10 protein-coding genes are annotated in these 20,407 nt (G+C 40.6%); 1 reads left to right on the top strand and 9 read right to left on the bottom strand.

From position 1 onward, the window contains the following. Positions 1–13: 13 nt before the first annotated feature. The 6 genes from M2273_RS12475 to rhaM all read right to left on the bottom strand — a co-directional run bounded on the left by M2273_RS12475 (position 14) and on the right by rhaM (position 13,247). Complete coding sequence (locus M2273_RS12475; RefSeq protein WP_429397220.1) at positions 14–3,229, bottom strand: SusC/RagA family TonB-linked outer membrane protein; 3,216 nt, start codon at positions 3,227–3,229, stop codon at positions 14–16. A 172-nt stretch (positions 3,230–3,401) separates the two neighbouring features. Beyond that, positions 3,402–6,260, bottom strand: coding sequence for a glycosyl hydrolase (locus tag M2273_RS12470; protein WP_429397219.1), 2,859 nt, complete (start codon positions 6,258–6,260; stop codon positions 3,402–3,404). 14 nt (positions 6,261–6,274) lie between these two features. Beyond that, positions 6,275–7,501: an oligogalacturonate lyase family protein gene (locus M2273_RS12465; protein ID WP_429397217.1), complete on the bottom strand. Its 1,227-nt coding sequence runs from the start codon at positions 7,499–7,501 to the stop codon at positions 6,275–6,277. Positions 7,502–7,634: 133 nt separating this feature from the next. Then, positions 7,635–8,984, bottom strand: coding sequence for a rhamnogalacturonan acetylesterase (locus M2273_RS12460; protein WP_429397215.1), 1,350 nt, complete (start codon positions 8,982–8,984; stop codon positions 7,635–7,637). A gap of 176 nt (positions 8,985–9,160) precedes the next feature. Then, positions 9,161–12,910, bottom strand: a complete 3,750-nt coding sequence (locus tag M2273_RS12455; RefSeq protein ID WP_429397213.1) for a DUF4450 domain-containing protein — start codon at positions 12,908–12,910, stop codon at positions 9,161–9,163. 22 nt (positions 12,911–12,932) lie between these two features. Further along, positions 12,933–13,247 carry an L-rhamnose mutarotase gene (rhaM, locus tag M2273_RS12450; protein ID WP_429397211.1) on the bottom strand — a complete coding sequence of 105 codons (315 nt, stop codon included), beginning with the start codon at positions 13,245–13,247 and terminating at the stop codon, positions 12,933–12,935. Between the two features lie 234 nt (positions 13,248–13,481). Between rhaM and M2273_RS12445 the strand changes: the two genes are divergently transcribed. Further along, positions 13,482–14,513 (top strand): GntR family transcriptional regulator, encoded by a 1,032-nt coding sequence (locus M2273_RS12445; protein ID WP_429397210.1) that lies wholly within the window; start codon positions 13,482–13,484, stop codon positions 14,511–14,513. An 8-nt stretch (positions 14,514–14,521) separates the two neighbouring features. On the opposite strand, the gene M2273_RS12440 is transcribed toward M2273_RS12445, so the two are convergent. From M2273_RS12440 to M2273_RS12430, 3 genes are all read right to left on the bottom strand, one after another. Beyond that, a complete protein-coding gene (locus M2273_RS12440; RefSeq protein WP_429397207.1) occupies positions 14,522–15,529 on the bottom strand; it encodes a GntR family transcriptional regulator in 1,008 nt (335 codons plus the stop codon). A 136-nt stretch (positions 15,530–15,665) separates the two neighbouring features. Continuing rightward, entirely contained in the window at positions 15,666–17,003 is a 1,338-nt protein-coding gene (locus tag M2273_RS12435; RefSeq protein ID WP_429397206.1) for a vanadium-dependent haloperoxidase, read from the bottom strand. Positions 17,004–17,007: 4 nt separating this feature from the next. Continuing rightward, positions 17,008–20,406 carry a VCBS repeat-containing protein gene (locus M2273_RS12430; protein WP_429397204.1) on the bottom strand — a complete coding sequence of 1,133 codons (3,399 nt, stop codon included), beginning with the start codon at positions 20,404–20,406 and terminating at the stop codon, positions 17,008–17,010. Position 20,407 lies beyond the last annotated feature (1 nt).

The raw sequence follows: 20,407 nt of genomic DNA, 5'->3' as shown, positions 1-20,407 counted from the left end.
AATGTTGAAATAATTAAAAAGTAACACTTACACCGAAGATCAATGATTTAGCCAATGGCAAACCTCCATAGTCGCCTGCTTCGGGGTAATTACTATCCGAACTGATGGCCGTGTTTTGTGCTTCAGGATTGAAACCACCATAATATTTGTCATGACCAAAGAAGTTTTCGGCGGTAACATAAATACGTGCGGCCCCTAAAACTTTTGTTTTAAAAACGTTTTTCAGATCATAACCCAAAGTAATATTCCTAACCCTCACATAATCTGATGAATATAACCAGTCGGTATTGGCCACAAAACCAAATGTTGAGTAAGCTTTACTAACGCGTCCATCACCCTGATTGTCTGGTGACCTCCAACGCTTGTCATAGAATGCCGGGGCATTATCGGTAAAGCCCTGACCCGTGCGAGTGATAGCTCTACCCAATAAGGAATAAATGGATCCCCCATTTTGGCCCTGAACTAAAACACTCAGGTCGAAACCTTTCCAGCGTACGGTATTGGTGATACCCCAGGTGTAAGTAGGATTTGGATGACCAACAATTTGCTTATCAGCTTCGGTTATTACACCGTCACCATTCAAATCCTGATACTTAGGGTCACCAACGGTTTCGCCGGTACCATATGTTGCCGCGTGGTTGTTGATATCATCCTGTGTGAGGAAACCAATTTGCTTTACAACATAAATACTGTTTAGCGGCTGGCCTACACGTAAAATGGCATCGGAAACGTCAAATGAATTGGGAATAATAATTTGCTTTTGATTACCGTAAAGGCTTACAACCTTATTAGCATAATGACTAATATTAATTGAGGTGTTCCATTGAACTTTACCAACTAAATTATGACTGGTTAACTCTAATTCCTGACCAATATTACGTACTGAACCTGCATTACGCAGCTGGCTGCTAAAGCCTGTTGATTGCAGGATTGGTACATTCAGCAATAACTCGGTATTTAGCTTATTATAATAATCAAATGAGCCGGTTAAACGGTTACTAAAAAATCCGAAATCAAGCCCGAAATCATAAGTTTGAGATTTTTCCCATTGAATGTCGGGGTTTGGCAGATTGCTTGGCGCCTGCCCGATAGCTAATGCCTGGGGCGAGCCTAAAACATATCCATAGGAACCTATTTGCGAAATACTTCCATAATCGCCAATGCTGTTATTACCGTTAACACCATAACTAAAACGTAATTTTAAATCACTAATAACAGGTACGCTCTTCATGAAGTTTTCCTGTATAATTCTCCACCCGATAGATGCTGAGGGGAATACGCCATATTTGGTATTGGCCCCAAATCTGGAAGAACCATCTTCACGTAAACTTGCGGATAAAAGATATTTATCCTTAAACCCATACTGCACACGGCTAAAGTAAGATACCAAAACACTTTTTGTGCCGGTTGTATTACCGGTAACAGTGGCTGCCGCGTTTAAGGTTTGAATAACACTGCTGGTGTACCCACCAACTGACGATAGCGTTGATTGATCTAAGCGATCTGTGTTGTAGGATTGTCCAACTAATACATTCAGACTATGGACTGAATTAAATGTGGTGTTATAAGTAAGGGTATTTTCATTAACAAATGTTTGTCTTTTAAAAGTACTATATGACCCTGAAGTGTTGGCTGTTAAATTAGAGTTTGTAGCAGCATTAAATGTTCTGGAAGCCAATGTACCTGCAATAGTGTATGGCGTATAGCTATTGGAAGCATTATCAACATTATCCAGGTTTAATGAACTTCTTAATGTTAACCCTTTAATAATTTCGTATTCTGCAAATATGCTACCCAGTGTACGGTATTTTTTGGTTTGCCCTACTTTGTTCTCTAATTTAGCTATAGGGCTGTTTGCGGAATTACCCCAGGTATATTGTCCATTTTTAAAAGCATTAGGGTATAAGCCTACAGTGTCCTCCTGTATGGGACTGTAACTAATGGCCTGATGAAAAATATTATCCTTGCCCTCTACCCCCGGATCTTGAGTTATGGAATAAGTAGGCGCTATATTTAAACCTAATTTTAAATTTTTGGTAGCATGCACTTCCACATTGGCCCTGGCTGAGTAAGCTTTATATCCCAACCCTTTCACAAAACCATCCTGATTGGCATAATTTCCTGAAATAAAATAATTTACAAACTCATTACCACCGCTGGCACTTAGTGCCTGGTTTTGCATAACACCATTTTGTTCAATAGCTTTTTCCCAGTTAACATATTGTAACCCAGGATGGCCAGGCATGGCCCATCTTGGATCAAGCATGTACGCTGAACTGAAAGCGCCGCCGTTAAGTGCCTGGCGTTTTGCAACGTCATCACTTGCGGTTGCACCCTGTGCCCCAAATTTAAGTACGTAGGCTGCATTGATCATTTCAGTCGCGCGGTCTATCCATTGGTCGCCGTTGAGCATGGGTAAATATTTGGCTGCAGCGTTGTATCCGTAATAAGCATTATAAGTAATTTTAGCCTTGCCCGATTTTCCCTTTTTGGTAGTGATCAAAACAACACCGTTTGATGCCCTTGAACCGTAAATAGCAGCCGCGGCAGCATCCTTTAAAACCTGGATATCTTCAATATCATTAGGATTAATATTATCCAGCGGGTTCCCTGAGCCAAAGCTACCACCACTACCTATCGGAGATACTGATAAGGGAAAGCCATCTATTACATATAATGGCTCATTACCAGCACTTATAGAGCCGCTACCACGTACACTAACACTAAAGGCCTTGCCCGGTACACCCGTGGTTTGCTTAACACTTACACCGGCCATTTGGCCCACAAGTGCCTGGTCAACACGGGTTATAGCACGTTCATCCAGATTATCAGCTTTGAAAGTAGCCACTGCGCCGGTTACATTCGATCTTTTTTGGGCGCCATAACCAATAACCACTACTTCGTTCAACTGCGATTCGGCTTCTGCTAAGCTTACATTAATCACAGTACTCGTGCCTACTGTAACTTCTTTAGCTTCAAATCCAATTGATTTAAACACTAATACTTGTCCTGCAGTAGCTTTAATACTGTACTTGCCATCTATATCGGCCGTAGTACCCGATTTTGTGCCTTTTAATTGAACGGAAGCCGCAGCAACGGGGAGATGCTTACTGTCAGTAATGGTACCCGTGATACTGAGTTGTTGTGCAAATGCGCTATGAATGCCTGTGGCGTTAAAGAAAAGCATCAGCAATAGCATTTTACAAGAATGAATAAAAATTCTTTTCATAAAATTAATTTTAGGGGTTTAACTGTTTGGTGCAGTCAGATTATAATTGTGTATACGAACATAAAAGTTAATTTCAAGAACACCGTCCTGTAGCGTCCTGCTTCACAGCCGTTCGGATACAAAAAAAAGCGGTCAAAAAGACCGCTTTTCCTGCATAAAAGCTCAATAAATGCTATTTTATAAGTAAATATTTAACAGGTTTAAGCGTAACCGGCCCAAGCAAACCTGATGGTTTGGGTTCCCAGTTTATAGCTGTAAAAAGGCCGTCAGGTCCCTTGGAGCTGGGGCTGTGAGATTGCAAATTGGTATTATAAAATATCCTATAAGGTTCATTTTTCTTATCCATATCAATAATACGGTTCACCATAAGGTTGGCTACCTTTATTTGTAACTGATTAACCGACCTTAACTGTCCTGAAGGTATGGTAACTGTATACTGCGGACCTATGAGCGTAGTGAGCTTTTTACCGTTCAGATAAACTTCGGCGTTTTCACACACTTTCCCCAGATCCAGCTGCCAGGCCACCGCATTTTGCGCTGGCTTTTTAAAACTAATGGAATAGCTACCGGTTCCTGAGAAAGCTTTGAACTCCCCGCCACCCAAATCCGTCCATGATTTAAGCTGATTGATTTTAACCGGCTGTGGCAAAGTCGGGCCACCTTCGGTAAACGAGAGTGTCCATGTACCATTTATATCCACCGGTTTATCTGCATCCTTATAATATGTATAATTTGCTACACTAACTTTTGAAGGCGATGTTTGCAAAATGCAGCTTTGCCCCGGCTGTAACTGCAGGTAAACGCTGGTTTGGTTATTACCCTGTTTTCTGCTCTTTGCCAGGCCATATTTTTTAGTCATCGGGTCAAACACCACCACTGATGATGAAGCTACCGATAAGTCTACCCAGCCGTCAATTGCTTTATCACTATTATTGGCGATGAAATAGCTGTTACCGTTTTTATAAGTACGACGTACAAATTGTAAGCCACCATCGGTCATGCGCTCCCTGTTTATTCCTGCTGCATCCAGCAACGGCGCAATATCATCCGCAATTAAAAAATGACCTTTACCTACCACTGCTGTTTTAACCCCATTGTCGCTGGTTGTAAAGTTTAACCCAGCCAGTAAATCCTTAAATGCTTTTTCGCGTTCATTCAACCGGGCGTATCCCGGCACCTCTGATGGCAGGTTTTTATAAACCACCACTGTAGCCCCGGCCTTTGCCATATCCATTATTTTACTAAATGTTTCCAGCGGAATGTACTTACTATCAGGCAGCAGAATGGTTTTATAATTAAGTCCACCTGTAATTATATGGTTGCCTGAGGTTTGGAGCGCCATTATTTGCTTGTCTGATATAAAATCAAATGTGTAACCCTTTTTAAGCATTTCCTCGGTAGACGATTCAAAACCTGTACCCTTGAAATCTGGCTTCATGGCATCATAATGTTTCAGCAAACCCCGGTCACCGGGTTCCGAAAAGCTATCAAATAAAGGATAATAAACCAATACATCGTTATCGGGCTTGCCTTGTTGTAAAAACGACTGGCAATTGGTGATATATTGATTAAGGGTCGAAAAATCATTCCAGAACGGATTGGTCTGGTTAAAATGAACCTCAGCATAAAACAACCAGCCGGGCCATGGGGCATCCTTTGGCGAATAGCTGATGCCATGGTAAAAGATGTGGTTAACACCACCTACAAAATACTTATCAATAGCCTGTTTAACATCGCCTAATGACGACAAAAAATGATCATTAAGCCAGGTTGCAGACTCTGATGAAGCCAACGGTTTGCCTGTAACATGTGCTGCCGAAGTAGCAAATTTAAACCGCAACACATCGTTTCCTTCCGTTTCAGGAATATCAATAGCGGCGTACAGATCTAATATATTTGATGGCGATCCGTGCGATTGATTACGGATTAAAGCGCCTTTTGATTTACCCCATTCGTGCCAGGGTTTGGTAAAATTATCCAGCAACAGATCAGATATGGTTTCCCGGTAATCGCACAAGATCCTGTTATTGTTTTCTTTGTTATCATTACCAAACAAAGCTGGTAAGTGGGCGCGCAGATCATAGCCCCTGCGTTTAATAAACTCATCAAAAAATTGTGGGGTAAAATTTGATTGTCCACGGGCATCATCCACCTCGTACGAGTCATTAAAATAGGCACGTATAGAACTTACGTCCTGGCCTTTGAATGCCTGATCAAACTTATCTAAATAATGTACAAGCGCCGGTTTTGAAAAATGATCAATTGCGTAACCTTCGCCTCCGGGCGCAGCACGTTCCACCATTTTACCATGCCATCCCTGAAAAAGAGCATACAGTTTCCAGTCACCGGCCGGTGCGGTCCAGTTTAATTTGCCGTCAGCATCTACCTTATCTGTAAGGTTTAGGCTTTGTCCTTTGCCGTCATAGGCCATTAAAACAGTTAAGGGTATCCGCTTTTCAAACCGTACCTGATCAAGAGCCATCAATTGCAGGTTTTTATTACTGCCGATAGGCTCAACCAGATCGGTGATCTTTGGCGCCTGACCATCCGAGCGAACTAAAGGTTGTTGTACAAAAACAACAGCTTCATTTAACTTATCCCCGCCCTTAAGGTCGTAATTTTTCCAGAACAGTTCCTTGCTGGCATCCTGATCTGTTACCCAGGGCCCGCCAAAAGGCCAGCCGGTAGCATTAGCCAGATCAATGCCCATATCCAAACGTTTGGCCTCCTGTAACGTATATTTCAGCATATCAACCCATTGGGGCGATAAATACTGGATAAATTCGCTTTCGTGTCCTTTTACGCCGTAAATAGGTGTTATTTCCATTCCGCCTAAACCAGCGTCATGGTAGCTATTCATATTCCAGGTAAGGTCCTTTTTGTTTACCGCGCTACCTTCCCACCACCATCGGGCCCAGGGTTTTGTTTGTTTGGTAACCACCGGCCATGCAACTTGCGCCGAGGCTGTTTGTGAACCTATTAAAAGCGCTAATGCGACCGCTATTTTAAAGTTTTTATGGAGTATTGACATGTAGATCTTAGCTATTAGTGTTTGGCAATTTCAACCGCGTAAACCCCTTCATGACCTTCAAAATTTGCTCTGAAGATAACCCATTTTTCATCAGGGGAGAAATGCACATTGGGTTCCAGGTGGTAGTTATGGTTTTTCATATTGACCAGTTTCTCTGATTTAAAATGATCTCCATTAGGTTTAAAAAGATAGATCCACATACCATCCGGCGCTTTAGCTACCTGCCCTGAATTACCGCCATCACCCGCAAACGTTTGCTCATCCTTAGTAACGTTGAAATGGATCGACCATTCGTTCCTGTCCATCCGGTAAACGCGGTCTTCCTTGCCTGTTTTCATATTAATGCCGGCCAGGAAAAATGTTTGTCCCTTAGGTTTCTGCAGATCAAACCATTCAGTATTTCCCAGCGGCGAAAAAAACTCGTGGCCCGCGATTTCATTTACCATAGTACGCTTATGCAGCAACTTGTTGTCGCCTGTTTTTATATTGATGTTCCAGATCCGGTCTACTTTTTCCCAGGGGCCCTCATGGCAATAAGATAAATTATTGGGGTCTGTTGGCGAAAAAAGCAAATGGTTTGTCCATTCGTTTTCCTGGTGAATTTGTTTTAATGTTTTGTGTTTAACATCAAGCACATATAAGGTATGTTGTATATGCGCATCATATATTCGGTTAAAGAAATCATGTTTTTCAGGATATTTGGCAAGTATCTCACGCTCCTGCTCACCGGTAGCTTTAACGCAGGCCATGTAAGTTCCGTCGGCATTTACGGTACCAACCCTGCCTTTAAAGTCGGGGGCAAAAGCGTAAATGAACCTGGTTCTATGCGTATTAACATTTACAGCAAATATACTGTCGCCGCTTTGATAGAAAGCCTCATTGGTTTTAGCGCAAACCATCTCGCCCGATACCTTTTCACGATTTGTTAACTGTTCGGTCTTCAGTGTTTTTAAATTAACGGTGAATAGCTGAGATCCTTTATCTGTTTTACCGTAAAATACCATCAGGTCTCCCTCGTTCTTTTTTTGGGGGACAAAGGGTGTATTATTAAAATAAAAACTCCCATTCTCGTTTTCGCGGTTCACCAGGCGTACCACTTTATGACCGGTTTCTTTATCGATCCACTGAGCGGGCATGGGTTTTGTGCCCCCGGTTTCCATGGTTGCCTGTGCATTTGCGTTAAACAAGCCTGCCTGCAAAAGGGTGAAAGCTAATAAAGTAAGTTTTTTGCTTATCATCATGTTATTAAGGTTTTAATTGGTCGGTATTAATATATTTATCCAGATCGCGCAGGGCGATAACCTGTGCAAATGAGCCGTAACAGCATCCCGCAATGACTAAGAAAATTACAGCGATCTTTTTCATATCATTCCGTTAATTACCATCGGGTTTTATAGCGCTGTTTTTAGGGCTGGCTGGTAAACTGAAAGTATCAGCAGGGTCCGGATGAGATGGATCAAAAGGAGACGCGTCAATAATATACCGCTCCATATTCAGGTGGTTGCTCCTGATGCCTTCTATAATGCATTTAGCAATTTCGTAAGCTCCATAACTATTAAAATGAGTATTATCGGCCAGGGCTTTAGACTGATTTGGAAACGAATTTGCCGGGTACCATACAAAAGCCTTTTTAGAACCTTCATCACCCAGAGCCTCATAAAATTTAGCCGTCATTACATTAAGATCTATCAGGGGCACATTTTGCTCTTTGGCAATTTTTCTTGCTGCATCCGGATAATCACCTAATGTGTTCACTACTTTACCACTATCATTAAAAGCACGGCGACTGGTGGAGGTTACAATAACCGGAATAGCATTTTTAGTCCTTATTTTGCTGATGAACAGCTTAAAGCGATCAGTGTATGATTTATAAGCACCATCTTCGGGGCCTTTTTCTTTCTGATCATTATGCCCAAACTCAATAAAAAGATAATCATTTGGTTTAATGATACTTAATATCTTATCCAAACGGTGGCTATTCAAAAAACTGCCCAGGGAAAGACCCGATTCGGCATAATTTGCAATGGCTACACCTGGTTTAAAAAACCGGGTAATCATTTGTCCCCATGAGCACCAGGGTTCATCATCCTGGTCAACCACGGTTGAGTTACCTGCCAGGTAAACAGTTACCTGATCATCTACCTTTTCAATCTCTATGGCATCAACACAGGGCCTGGTATCACTAAATTCCAGACTAAGCTTATTGTCCCAGTCATATTTTCCAAATTCACGGGGCTTAAGGGCAATCTTACCCCCTGTGCTGATATCCGGCTTACGTATATTTACAATAAAGCTTACTTTTTTTGTAGCGCCATTATCGGTTTTAACTTTTTCAAGCATCAGCCTGCGCGACTCGGCACGTACCGTGGTATTGCTGCTACCATGAATATCCCCTAAAGTCAGCGTTACTTTATAATTACCCTCGGGCACATTTACCGAAAAATAAAATGGCTTATTACTGGTCACAAAATCGCTCGTAAGCAGTTTTTTATTATCAAGGATTACGGCAATTACTTTTGAACCAAAATCAAAGCCATAACCTTTTGCATCATTAAATGTATCATTCAGATTTACTTTTTGATAACCTAAGGCGGCCTTGCCGCTGCCAAAGTCAAACTTAAAACTGGTTTTTGCAGCCTGCGCCAAAAGCTCTGCCGGCAAAGCAAGGCACAGCAAGGAACAAAAAAAAGACAATAAGACCCTATAAGTCGGCTTGATCATCATGTATATTGTTTATCTGTTATTTGGCCGCCCATAATTGGGCTATGGTTTATAATAGATAAAGTTATAGCATGATCGCCCAAACAGCGTCCTGCACCGTCCTGATTAAAGGCCTTCTTATTGTAACAAATTCATCACGTAAGGGCTTTTCACAAATCACCCTATTTTTCCTTTGCCTGTTAGCGCATCAGGGTAATGCCCATTAAACCTACTACCACATCATTCGCCAGCGTTTTTAATTGCAGGTTCTTTAACTGTTTTTTATTATCAAGCGGCAGATCAAGTATGATACCGGCGCCGCCATCAATACCTTTATTACTGTAGCCTTTTATGCTGATATATTTGGTTTGATCAGTGGTTACTTCACCAGTTTTAAAATACACCCGTAATGGTTTAGGGGCACCGGTACTAAAAGCAAAATCGTCGTAATCATCATCCTGCTCTATGGGCCACCAGTTTTCGGGGTTCTTGATATTTAAAACCGCTTGTGTACCATCCTGGTAATTTACAGTGACCACCGCGTTGGTAATGCGTGTTTGCATGGGGTTGGTTGAACCGGCCATGAGCAAATAAACGTGTGCAGCTTGTCCGCTTAACGGAATGCTTGCTTCTTTGGGATAATTATCCCAGCGCGAGGTGAACAGGATGTTCTTACTATCATCTGTTGGTGTGGCAAAAGGTATTTGATTGGGCAGTTTAAAAATACCCTTATTTTCCTGTGCAGATTTTTTCAAACCGCTATCATCAATATTGGCTGTTATCAGTGGGTAAGCCCAGTTGCCTATACCTTGCCAGGGTAGTTGCAACGTAGGTGATTGCGGCCGGGGCAACAGGTACTTATTTTTAAAGATCTGTGTAAGTCTGTCGTTAAAGTATGGTTTCAGGTCAATCGTTTCGAATTGCCAATTCTGCTGCTTAGTGATATTCCAGTTTACCAAACTGGTATCAATCACATTTTGGCCATCTGATAAACGGATATGATTGCCGCCTGGAACAAGGTAAGCTGCGGGAATATTTATAGAAGCTGACGTTTCTGCATCGTGCAAGTTTATAGTTGAATGATAAGCCGCTTGCAGTTCCGGATTAACAGTAATAGATATATTCCTTCTGGAACTGTTGTTCATTACTTTAAATCGCAATTGATTATTGTTTTGCGGTGTATCAGCAATTATGGTTAAAGGGACCATTATTTTTAAATTTACCGGTTGCCACCAGGTAAAGCGGCCCTGCTTTAACTTCACAAAAAAGGTGTGATCTTCCAGTGAATTACCGACCGTTGCCTTTATACTTTTCCCAGTGATAACCGGATGATCCAATACTTGCTGAGGATCATTGATCTGAATAACCTTTGCTTTGTTGAATACCGAAGTAAATATACTTTTGGTAGCATAAATTTTTACCGGCAATACTGGCTGTGGTTTTTCCGAACCCCATGTTATTTTTATTTGATAGGACTTTTGCTTACCTGCTACTATTTGTAAAACAGGTCCGCCTACTGCATCTGGAATCGTTGTCCATTTAATAGGGCGGCCATTTAGCATAACTGATCTTACAGAAACTGATCTTGCTGCTATCTGAAACTTCAATGATGTTGTTTTATTAAAAGATGGTTTAATGTTATAGGTATCAGTTTGCCCCTGACGTTTAAAATCAAACTTTATATCCGGTACTGTTAATGAGGCATAACTCCAACTTTGTGGTAAGCCGGGCTTGATGGTTAGCGTATCTTTTAATAAATCGGGCCTAATACCGAATAACCCCTCTACCAGTGAACGTGCTGCCATACCTATAGGGTCGGCAAAATCGCGGTATAGTTCTCCCCTATGGGCATCATAAAATGAGATCTGTTGAAAATTACCAGGGCTGGCACCGAGGTACATGCTTTCCAGTATCGCGCTTTTCCAGAGCGTAAAAGCATCTTCCTGTCGGTTGCCCTGCCAATAGGCCAAAGCCGTATGCAGATTTTCGGCCATCACTACATTATTAAGCGACCAATCATAAGGCAACCAATTGGTGGTAGACAGCAAATAATCATTACCTGATAACCCTTTGGCTACGATCGGAATATGAGGGATCTCTGTATCCACATATCTTAATGCCTGATAGGTTTGTAAAGCGTCGGGTACATCAGAATCAATAGCGTGATAAATAGTCCACAAGCCCGCAGACGGATGTAACTGGCGTAGGCCCAGCAGATCCTGATATTCTGCGTAGCTGCCTTTGCCTGGCATCCATAAGGTTTTATTAATAGCCTTTAATATTTTATTGGCTTCCTGCTCATAGGGTATAGGATTTTCACCTATAAGGCTTGCTAAATAAGCCGCTGTTTTGTTGGCCCGGTAGTTATAAGCTGATGAGTGAGTTACTCCGCCGCCGCTATATTGCAGGGCATCACTTGCCCAAATGGCACAATAGGCATCGTACAAACCGTCGCCATCGGCATCAAAGTTTCTTTTTTCCCAGGCCAGGTGGCGCTCAATAACCGGCCACATTTTTTTAACCTCATCCAAATTGCCAGTCCATTTAAAATGATTAAGCAATTCATCCATATATACCAGGTTCATATCATAATGATGCGGGCGTATATCCCCACCCGGATTACGACTGATATAACCGCTGCTGAACATGGATGTGCCCAGTTTTTCCAGCTGGCGGACTATGTGCAGGGCAGTATCGGCCACAACGGGCCCAAATGCAGGTTCGGTAATTTGGGATAGCGCATAACTGCTAAAGTGCGACCAGGCCCTGTCATGCCAGCCTAATGGGTCTGCAACATACGGCCCACGCCAGGCAGGCAGGCGCATTCGCCATGCCACCGCTCCATGCATATACGAAGGACTTTCCCAAATACCATCGGCTGCTACGCTCAATGTACCACCAATAGTATTAATGTAAGGGTCTGGAGTATGCACAACAACCCGAGAGGCTAATTCTTTCACATAGGCTTCCGCTTCATTAAAAAGTTTTGCGGGATCAGCATTGTCCAGACTTTTCCCATTCTGTATCACCCAAAACAGGTTTTTATCAGGCACTCCATCTACTAAACCGGCAATAACAGGTTTATCATCCGCCTTAGCGTTAAGCATTGCCAGCGGGGAACTTTGTGTATTGGCATCAACCAAATGAACTTTTGCCGATGTCGGGTAAAGCCCATACAACACATTTTTGGAGGTTATTTCAGCTTTCTGTGCTGCTGATTTAACCTGATCATTTTCATAACGTCCGGCCTCACTTAAACTTTTCCCGCTAAAATTGAGTGTAAAACGCTGACCACTAAACAAGAAATCATTTCCCTTGCAATAATCGGGCTGCATATAAAAACTGGATTCAGGGTCGGCGCCGATATCTCCATCCCTGGAAAACTTTTTACCCGTAGCACCTCCAAATGCCCAAAATAGTTTAACCTGTTTATCGGAATTGGAAAAATTTGCCTTTACCAGCATATTCTCGGCTGTTGAACCCGCAAGTACTTTGATAGTGAGGATACCGCTCTTGCCCAGCATGGCATCTTTGATCTTATAGATCATGCTACCCGGATGATAACGTGCCTCAATAAATTCAGCGTTGATGAGCCATTTACTTTGATCGCCTTTTATTAGTCCTAATTTAAGGTTACCGCCCATACCGGGCAGGTAAAGAGCAAACTCAGGCAGATCACCGGTTTCTACCCTAAAAGCGGTATGGGTGCCGTAAAGCGCCCTGTTAAACCGATGTTTACCGTTAAGGATTACAAAATCCTGCCCATCAGGTCGATAACGTAGTTCACGTTCCTTATGATGCCAAAGCCGTGTGTTAGACTGTCCATAAACACTATCAACTCCAACAAGTAAAAACACCAGCAAAAAAAGTTTACAAACAGCGTTCAAAAAGTCGTTTGCATCAATTTTGATGTACAGGGCAACAACAGCGCACTTTGGCCTATCACACATTCAGTATCAGTTTATATTTCAATTATGGCAAGTAAAAAACCTCTTTTAACGGAGTACTTACCGGTGAATTATCAGCGTTGCTTTCCATAATATCGCCCATATAAGCCCACCATTTTTGCATAAGCGCCTTTGCAGGCAAGGTATCCAGCAACGCTTTGTCGGTTACTTTTAAAACGCCGATAAGGTTATTGGTTTCTTCGTCCAGAAATATGGAGTATTCACTTACTCCTGTTTCCTTTAATAATGCTGACAATTCAGGCCATATTTCATCATGACGTTTTTTGTATTCCTGCTCAAAGCCGGGAAAAAGTTTCATTTTAAATGCTACGCGATCCATTATATAAATGTTTATTTAATTAAATGCAGTATTTTATAATTGGTATGAGCTTGTCACTAAAAAGTTGGTCTTTTTTTAACAAGCTTATTGCATTTCGCTAAAATAAGACTGCTTTACCTATCAAACCATCCTGTAGTGTCATGATTAACTACCGAAAAGTTTTACCTTTAGTTCCAATAAATTTACTTTTAAGTTTATTTTCGGTTAATCAGATAGCCAATTTAATGATACATTATGAAGTCTTCGCGATTTTTAGATTACATATATATTGATTATTATTCATCCACACCTAAATATATTCAGTTAGCCAACTCCATTATTAAAAGTGTACGCGAAGGAAAATTGACTATTAATGAAACGCTACCTTCCATTAATGAGTTAAATCTCAACTTTGAAATATCACGTGATACTGCCGAAAAAGCATATAAGCATTTAAAATCAATTGGCTTGCTTGGTTCTGTTCCGGGTAAGGGGTATTATATTAAAAACACGGAGGCCGATCAGCAATTTAAAGTGTTTTTAATATTTAATAAGTTAAGCACACATAAAAAGTTGGTATATGATGCCATTGTTGATGGCCTTGGACATGAAGCAGCTATTGATTTTTATATCTATAATAACGACTTTGAGTTTTTCAAAAAATTGCTTCAAAATAAAAATAACGATTACACTCACTATGTAATTTTACCCCACTTTATGGATGGCGGTGAAAATGTACACGACATAATTAATACACTGCCCAAAGAAAAACTAATCATACTTGATAAACTGGTGCCGGGTGTAAAAGGCGATTTTGCTGCTGTATATGAAAATTTTGAAAAAGATATATTTCAGGCCCTGGAGCAAGCCCTGCCACAGCTAAGCAAGTACCATACATTAAAGATCATATTTCCTGAATACACTTATTTTCCAGGTGAGATATTGAAGGGCTTCTTTAGCTTTTGCATTCAGTATGCATTTACTTATAAAGTAGTTCATGATATACAGGGAGAACCCATAAACGAAGGTGAGGTTTTTATTAACCTGATGGAAAATGACCTTGTTGTTTTGATTGAACGGATCCTGGCTACCAAATTACTGATAGGGAAAGATGTAGGTGTGATATCTTATAATGAAACCCCACTTAAAAAAATCATTTTAAACGGTTTAACAACCATATCAACGGACTTTGAAAAGATGGGAGAAATGACGGCAGAAATTATTAAAAATGGCACTACCGCCCGTTATGAAGTTCCTTTTTACCTCACCTTAAGATCGTCTTTGTAGGATGCCGGTTAAAGCGATTTTCTGATAATAATTTTAAATTCATTTTTAATAATTGCCGCCCTGTTCTGGAGCATCAGTTCTGCTGTTTTCCTGCCCATTTCTTCGAAGTCGGTTGAAATTACGGTAATATCTAACAGCTCTTTAAATACTGTTTCATTAAAGGAGATAATACCAATATCCTTTCCTAATTTACTCCCGGTAATTCTAACCCCTTTAATCAGATCTGCCAGATCATGCTCAGTGAGTGCAATATAAACAGTTCCTTTTATGAGCTCATCAAGTTTAATTGACGTAACAACTTCAAATTTTTTGTCATTTTCCGTGCAAAACTGAGCAACCCCATCTTTTATTTCAGGTGGATGGTGCCGGTCAGAGGGATATATGATAACAACTCTTTCATATTTTATGATAAGATATTTAACCGCATTTAATGCACCATAAATATCATTTCTGAAATCCTGATATACTGCCGACCATTTACTTAATTTGGGAATATCTTTATCCAATAATATTAATTGATCAGGCGGGATTTTTCTTAAAACGTTTAAATATTCCTGCTCATTAGCATGATCAAAAAAATGAGGCATCACCACATAATAATGATAATTTCCTAAATTGGTATCAATACTTTCTTCGAGCAAAGCCGGGTTATAATGGTGAATATGAAGATCAACCTTTCCTTTGTTTCCTAAGGTATTTACAATAGAGTCATAAACTGTTTTTTTATAGGAACTCAATTTATTGAATAGCAACAGCACCTTTATTCGTACATCAGGTTTACCAATAACAAAGTACCCTTTTCCGGAAACTGAATGAATATAACCGTCCTGTTTAAGTCTTATATAAGCTTTTTCAATGGTATCTCTTGCTACGCCAAATTGTTTGCTATAAATATTGATGGATAATAGTTTTTCATTTTTTCGAAAAACGCCTTTATCTATATCCTTTTTAATGGAATTGGTTATTTGCTGTACAAGGGACTTCATACCATAATTGGTCCTTCCTTTTGCTGCCATTTTATAACTTATATCAATGCTGTATTTTTAGAAAGATAAGCATGATGTAAATGAACTTAAAATATTATTCAAAAAATTTGCATATCTATACTTAAAAATTGAGCTCTTAGGTTGTAAGTAAAGCCAGATTACCTTATTAATGATCTCCTGCCTTACCCTTGTATTTGCTTAATACCCATTCACCAATTTTAACACCCTGTATCAAACCATTATCAATTGCATCCTTAAAGTGAATACCGCCCCAAAAGCGTGACATACCAGCCTCGGTAGCAGCCTGGTTAAATGAATTAAAGTTTCGCGGTTTGAGTCCATATTTTACTTCCACATTATCGGTATAATGAAAATCGTTTCCAAAGTAGTGTGTAAGAATAACCGCAGACGCTGATGATATTACAGAATGACCGCTGATATATTCAGGAAATGGGGGTGTTTGTAATAAAGGCTTCCAGTTAACATCAATATACCGGCGGATGGCTGTTTCAGGGCGGATACGGTTTGTTCGGTATTTATCATCCCAGCAGCATATAAAGCCATCTAATAACCCTATGGCTACTACGGTATGAATTTCAAGGGCTTTTGAAAACCCGGTTTTAGCCTGCCGGCAGGCTATACCTGTAATTCCCATCCAATGTGCTCCCGGTGAAATCTTTTTTAAGCCCACCAACATATGCCCGTTATCCTGTACAGCAAATGGATTGCAATCCCAAAAACCAGCTATGGTGCGTTGTTCAGCTGTTAACCCTGTTCCGCTTGCCTTATAGTTCATTATCATGAATTTATAAAAAGCGGATTGCTTATCAACCGAAAAAGGTATAGGCGGATCGGGCAGAAACTGCGAGGAAGAATCGAGCGTTAACGGACGTATGGTATTAAAATATGGCTCAACCGGTGCCATATAAGCAGGCGGTGTTGGATACCAGGTGCTGTCTTTTCCAAGTGGAGTATACCTCGTATAATTACTGATCTTGTTGTATTTATCTTTTTTAACGTAGGCAAGTATTTGCTTACTAATAGCCTGTGCATAATGTTTGGAGCTATCAATAACTTCATCGGTAAAACCTATTTTTTTACACGAATCCAAAAACTGCTGTTCGTATTTGATCAATAAACTACCTGATGGCTGCAGTTTTCCTGCTGTTTCCATCATGGCTATTAAAGCGCTTAGTTGATAGGCATATCCGCGTGCGAACCCTGGTTTTTTGATAACCGGGTATTCATTTAAAACACCATGCATGCTTTTCACTGTTTTGTCGTTTTCTGCTATAACTTCATATCCGGCAAGGCAGGTATACGAAAAAAAGCGCGCCGCCAAAGGTGGGTTAGTTACATCATGTACCATAATTTCGGTCATCTGGTTTATCACTTTGGTGATATCCATACTGGTTAGTACCGGTTGCTTTGGTTTATCGTTCTTACAGCTATTATGTAAAACAACCGCGATAAACAGCATAAATAATAAAGCCTTTTTTTTCATACTATTAGTTTTCTTTATAGGCTTTTATTCCCTGTTGATTAATTCCGAACAATAGGGTATGATTAACTTCTATCACACTCCTTACATCTCCCCACAATTTAAAACCGGATTGCACCTGCGGGATATAGGTAAAATGTCCCTTACCATCACCTTTTAGCAATATACCATAATTGGCATCATACTTTCCAAAACGTAGCCTGGCCCTGTTAATATTACCGCATAAAAGCATATCCTTATTACCATCATGGTCATAATCTAAAGTAGTTATGGTATACACCGGTGAAAATTGAACCTGCAACGGTAATGAAGATGAATGTAATTTACCTTTATCATTACTTAAAAAACAGGTAGTAGCAAGATTATTAGCTTGTAAATAACCTGCTCCTTTTAACTCTAAACCAGTAAATATATCTGTAAGCCCTGCATCAGCATAACTCTTATAATCAGGGAAACGTGAGCGCATCATACTGATCTGTTCCAGGAGTTCATCACGGGTTACATAAGGGTAACTTTTATGTTGGATATAAAAACAGAGGATAGGATCAACTGCGCCATTATCATCAAAATCTTTATAATACATCTCTGCAGGCTCTTTTACACTGGCTTTGCACTGGCTGTTTAACCCCTGATTTCCAACAATAAGATCAGGATGCCCATCGTGGTTAAAATCATCAACCAGGATCTTATTCCACCAGCCGCTGTTTGGCTCATCAAAATAGTTCTTAGTGTTATTTACCAGTTTGCCATTAATATTTGTCATTATGGTTACAGGCATCCACTCTCCTACTATAACCAAATCCGGTTTTTTATCGCCGTTCATATCTACCCAGGCAGCATCGGTTACCATACCTATATGTTGCAGCTGTGGGTTGTATTGAATGGTTTCATCAGTAAAATGTCCCTTACCATCATTTATAAGAATATAGCTGGCCGGTGCTTCGGGGTACCTGCCTGGTATAACCCTGCCCCCTACAAATAAGTCGGGATGCCCGTCGGCGTTGATATCAGCCACTCTTACACAACTTTTACTGCTGCGCATTGCCGGCAACGCATCTTTTACTTTAGTAAAATTACCCTGGCCATCATTTAAATAAAGCCTGTCTTCTAATAAAGGATCATCAGGTGTATAATTATCATAACCTCCGGAACACACGTATAAATCCGGTTTACCATCGCCGTTGGCGTCAAAAAACACGGCATCTGCGTCGCTGCTCTTTTTATCGTTATCAAAAGAGGATTCCGGTTTTACAGCGAACTTGCCACCCGCCAGCTGAATGTATATGATACCCGGTTTCCCATTACCCCCACCTACATAAACATCTTCCAATCCATCACCATTTACATCACCCTTTAACATACACGGGCCCGAAAACGACAGTGGGTTTACCATAAGCGGCTGACGCTTAAAATCATTAAGGCTATTTTTTTCCTGTTTATTTATTATTGGCGATTGAGTCTCCGTAAAAATAGATTTTATAGTGCCGGGTATTTGATAGGTTTCATTGGCATTTTTCTCATTCAACACCAATAGCTGATCTGCCTTAATGTTCTTTATTACCTGCTCTTTGCCTTGCTGCCATACTATGCGTAAAGAATCTATTCGTTTATCCTTCCCTAAGCCAAAATGCAATATTGGTGATACGCTTGATTGAAAGCCCCTGCTTGGCATCTGTTCCAGGTATTGCTTTTTGTTTTTTACGTAAATGGTAACTTTTGCTCCTATGCCCTGTGTGTTTTTCCCGGCCCCCTCCAGCCTGAGTTGCAGGTAGTGGTTATTTGATTGCTTATCAGATTCGTTTTGATAAAAAAATGCGGGCTGGTTAATGTTGTTAACAACAAGGTCAAGATCACCGTCATTATCCAGATCGGCATAAGCCGCGCCATTACTGTTTGATGATTGCGTAATACCCCACGGCTCACTGATATTTGTAAAGGTCAGATCGCCATTATTTTTAAAAAAGTAACTTTTTACTTGCGAGGATGGTATTTGCTGCACCAAATTGTATATGTCCTTACGTAGCATTCTTCTATCCTTCAAAAAATCGCCCATATACTTCATAAAGTCCATGTTGGTAAAATCGCGGGTATAGCCATTCGTTACAAACAGATCTTTCCAGCCATCGTTATCATAATCTGCAAATAACGGGGCCCAGCTCCAGTCTGTATTCGAAATACCTGATAATTGACCAACCTCGCTAAAAGTTCCGTTACCGTTGTTAATTTGTAGCATATTACGCATATACTGATAATAGAAGCCGGTACGAAGACTTAAGTCGAATTTTTCATAATTATCAGGCGCAAACAATAACTTTTGCCTGCGGTTGTCTTCCGGAAGCATATCAAGCGTAAAAACATCCGGTAAAGCATCGTTATTTATATCTGAGATATTATTCCCCATAGAAAACTGTGAGGTATGCCCCAGGGAAGATTGTAATTTATTGGTGAAGGTGCCATCGCCATTGTTTACATACAGAAAATCGGGTATGGTATAATCATTGGATATATAAATATCAGGCCATCCATCACCATTGATATCAACAATTGCAGCCCCAAGTCCATAGGTAAGATCTGAGCTGCTTATTCCGGCCTGCTCTGTAATATTTTTAAACAAACCATTATCGTTCCTGTACAATTTAACCCCATTTAACGAATTTGTTTTTTTTAAGATGGAGGCTGTATTTGCCTCGTCCAAAATAGGTAACTGAATGGGGCTGTGATTTAATAAAAACATATCAAGATCACCGTCCCTGTCGTAATCAAAAAAAACAGCCTGAGTGCTGTACCCGGCATCTGCTAACCCATACTGTTGTGCTTGTTCTGTAAAATGCGGGATCCCGTCCTTGTCATTTCCCTCATTTATAAACAGTTGATTTTCGCGCTTTTCGGCTCTTACATTCCCTGAATAGCAAACATACATATCCAGCTTGCCATCACCGTTTACATCGGCCATGGTAACCCCTGTTTTCCAGGGGCCGGGCCGGCCGGCAACATCGGCAATAGCCGTAATATCTGTAAACTGCATGTGCCCTTTGTTCAGGTACAGTTTGTTGTCGGTCATGTTGCCGGTAAAATACACATCGGGCAAACCATCCCCGTTCAAATCGCCTGTGGCTACCCCACCGCCATTATAAAAGTATTCATACATCAACACATTGGTATTTAAACCCTCGGTTAATGTATTGCTAAAGTCCACATGAGTTTGCTCAGGCGATAGTAAGGTAAATAATGGATTATTGCTGTTACCCGCTGATTCTTTATTTTCGGTTGCATGATTGCAACCAGTTAACGCAACAATTCCGGTAAAAAATAGCCGGGAAAATAATTTAATGTTCGTGTTCACCAGGTTCAACTTAAGTTTATGGACTAAAAATATAAAAGAATGCCAGCATTTTACTGCCGGCATT

The sequence above is a fragment of the Mucilaginibacter lappiensis genome (genome assembly GCF_050433765.1).
Classification (GTDB): Bacteria; Bacteroidota; Bacteroidia; order Sphingobacteriales; family Sphingobacteriaceae; genus Mucilaginibacter; species Mucilaginibacter lappiensis_A.
Note: the sequence above shows the minus strand (reverse complement) of the source record. Positions and strands in the feature narration are given on the sequence as shown.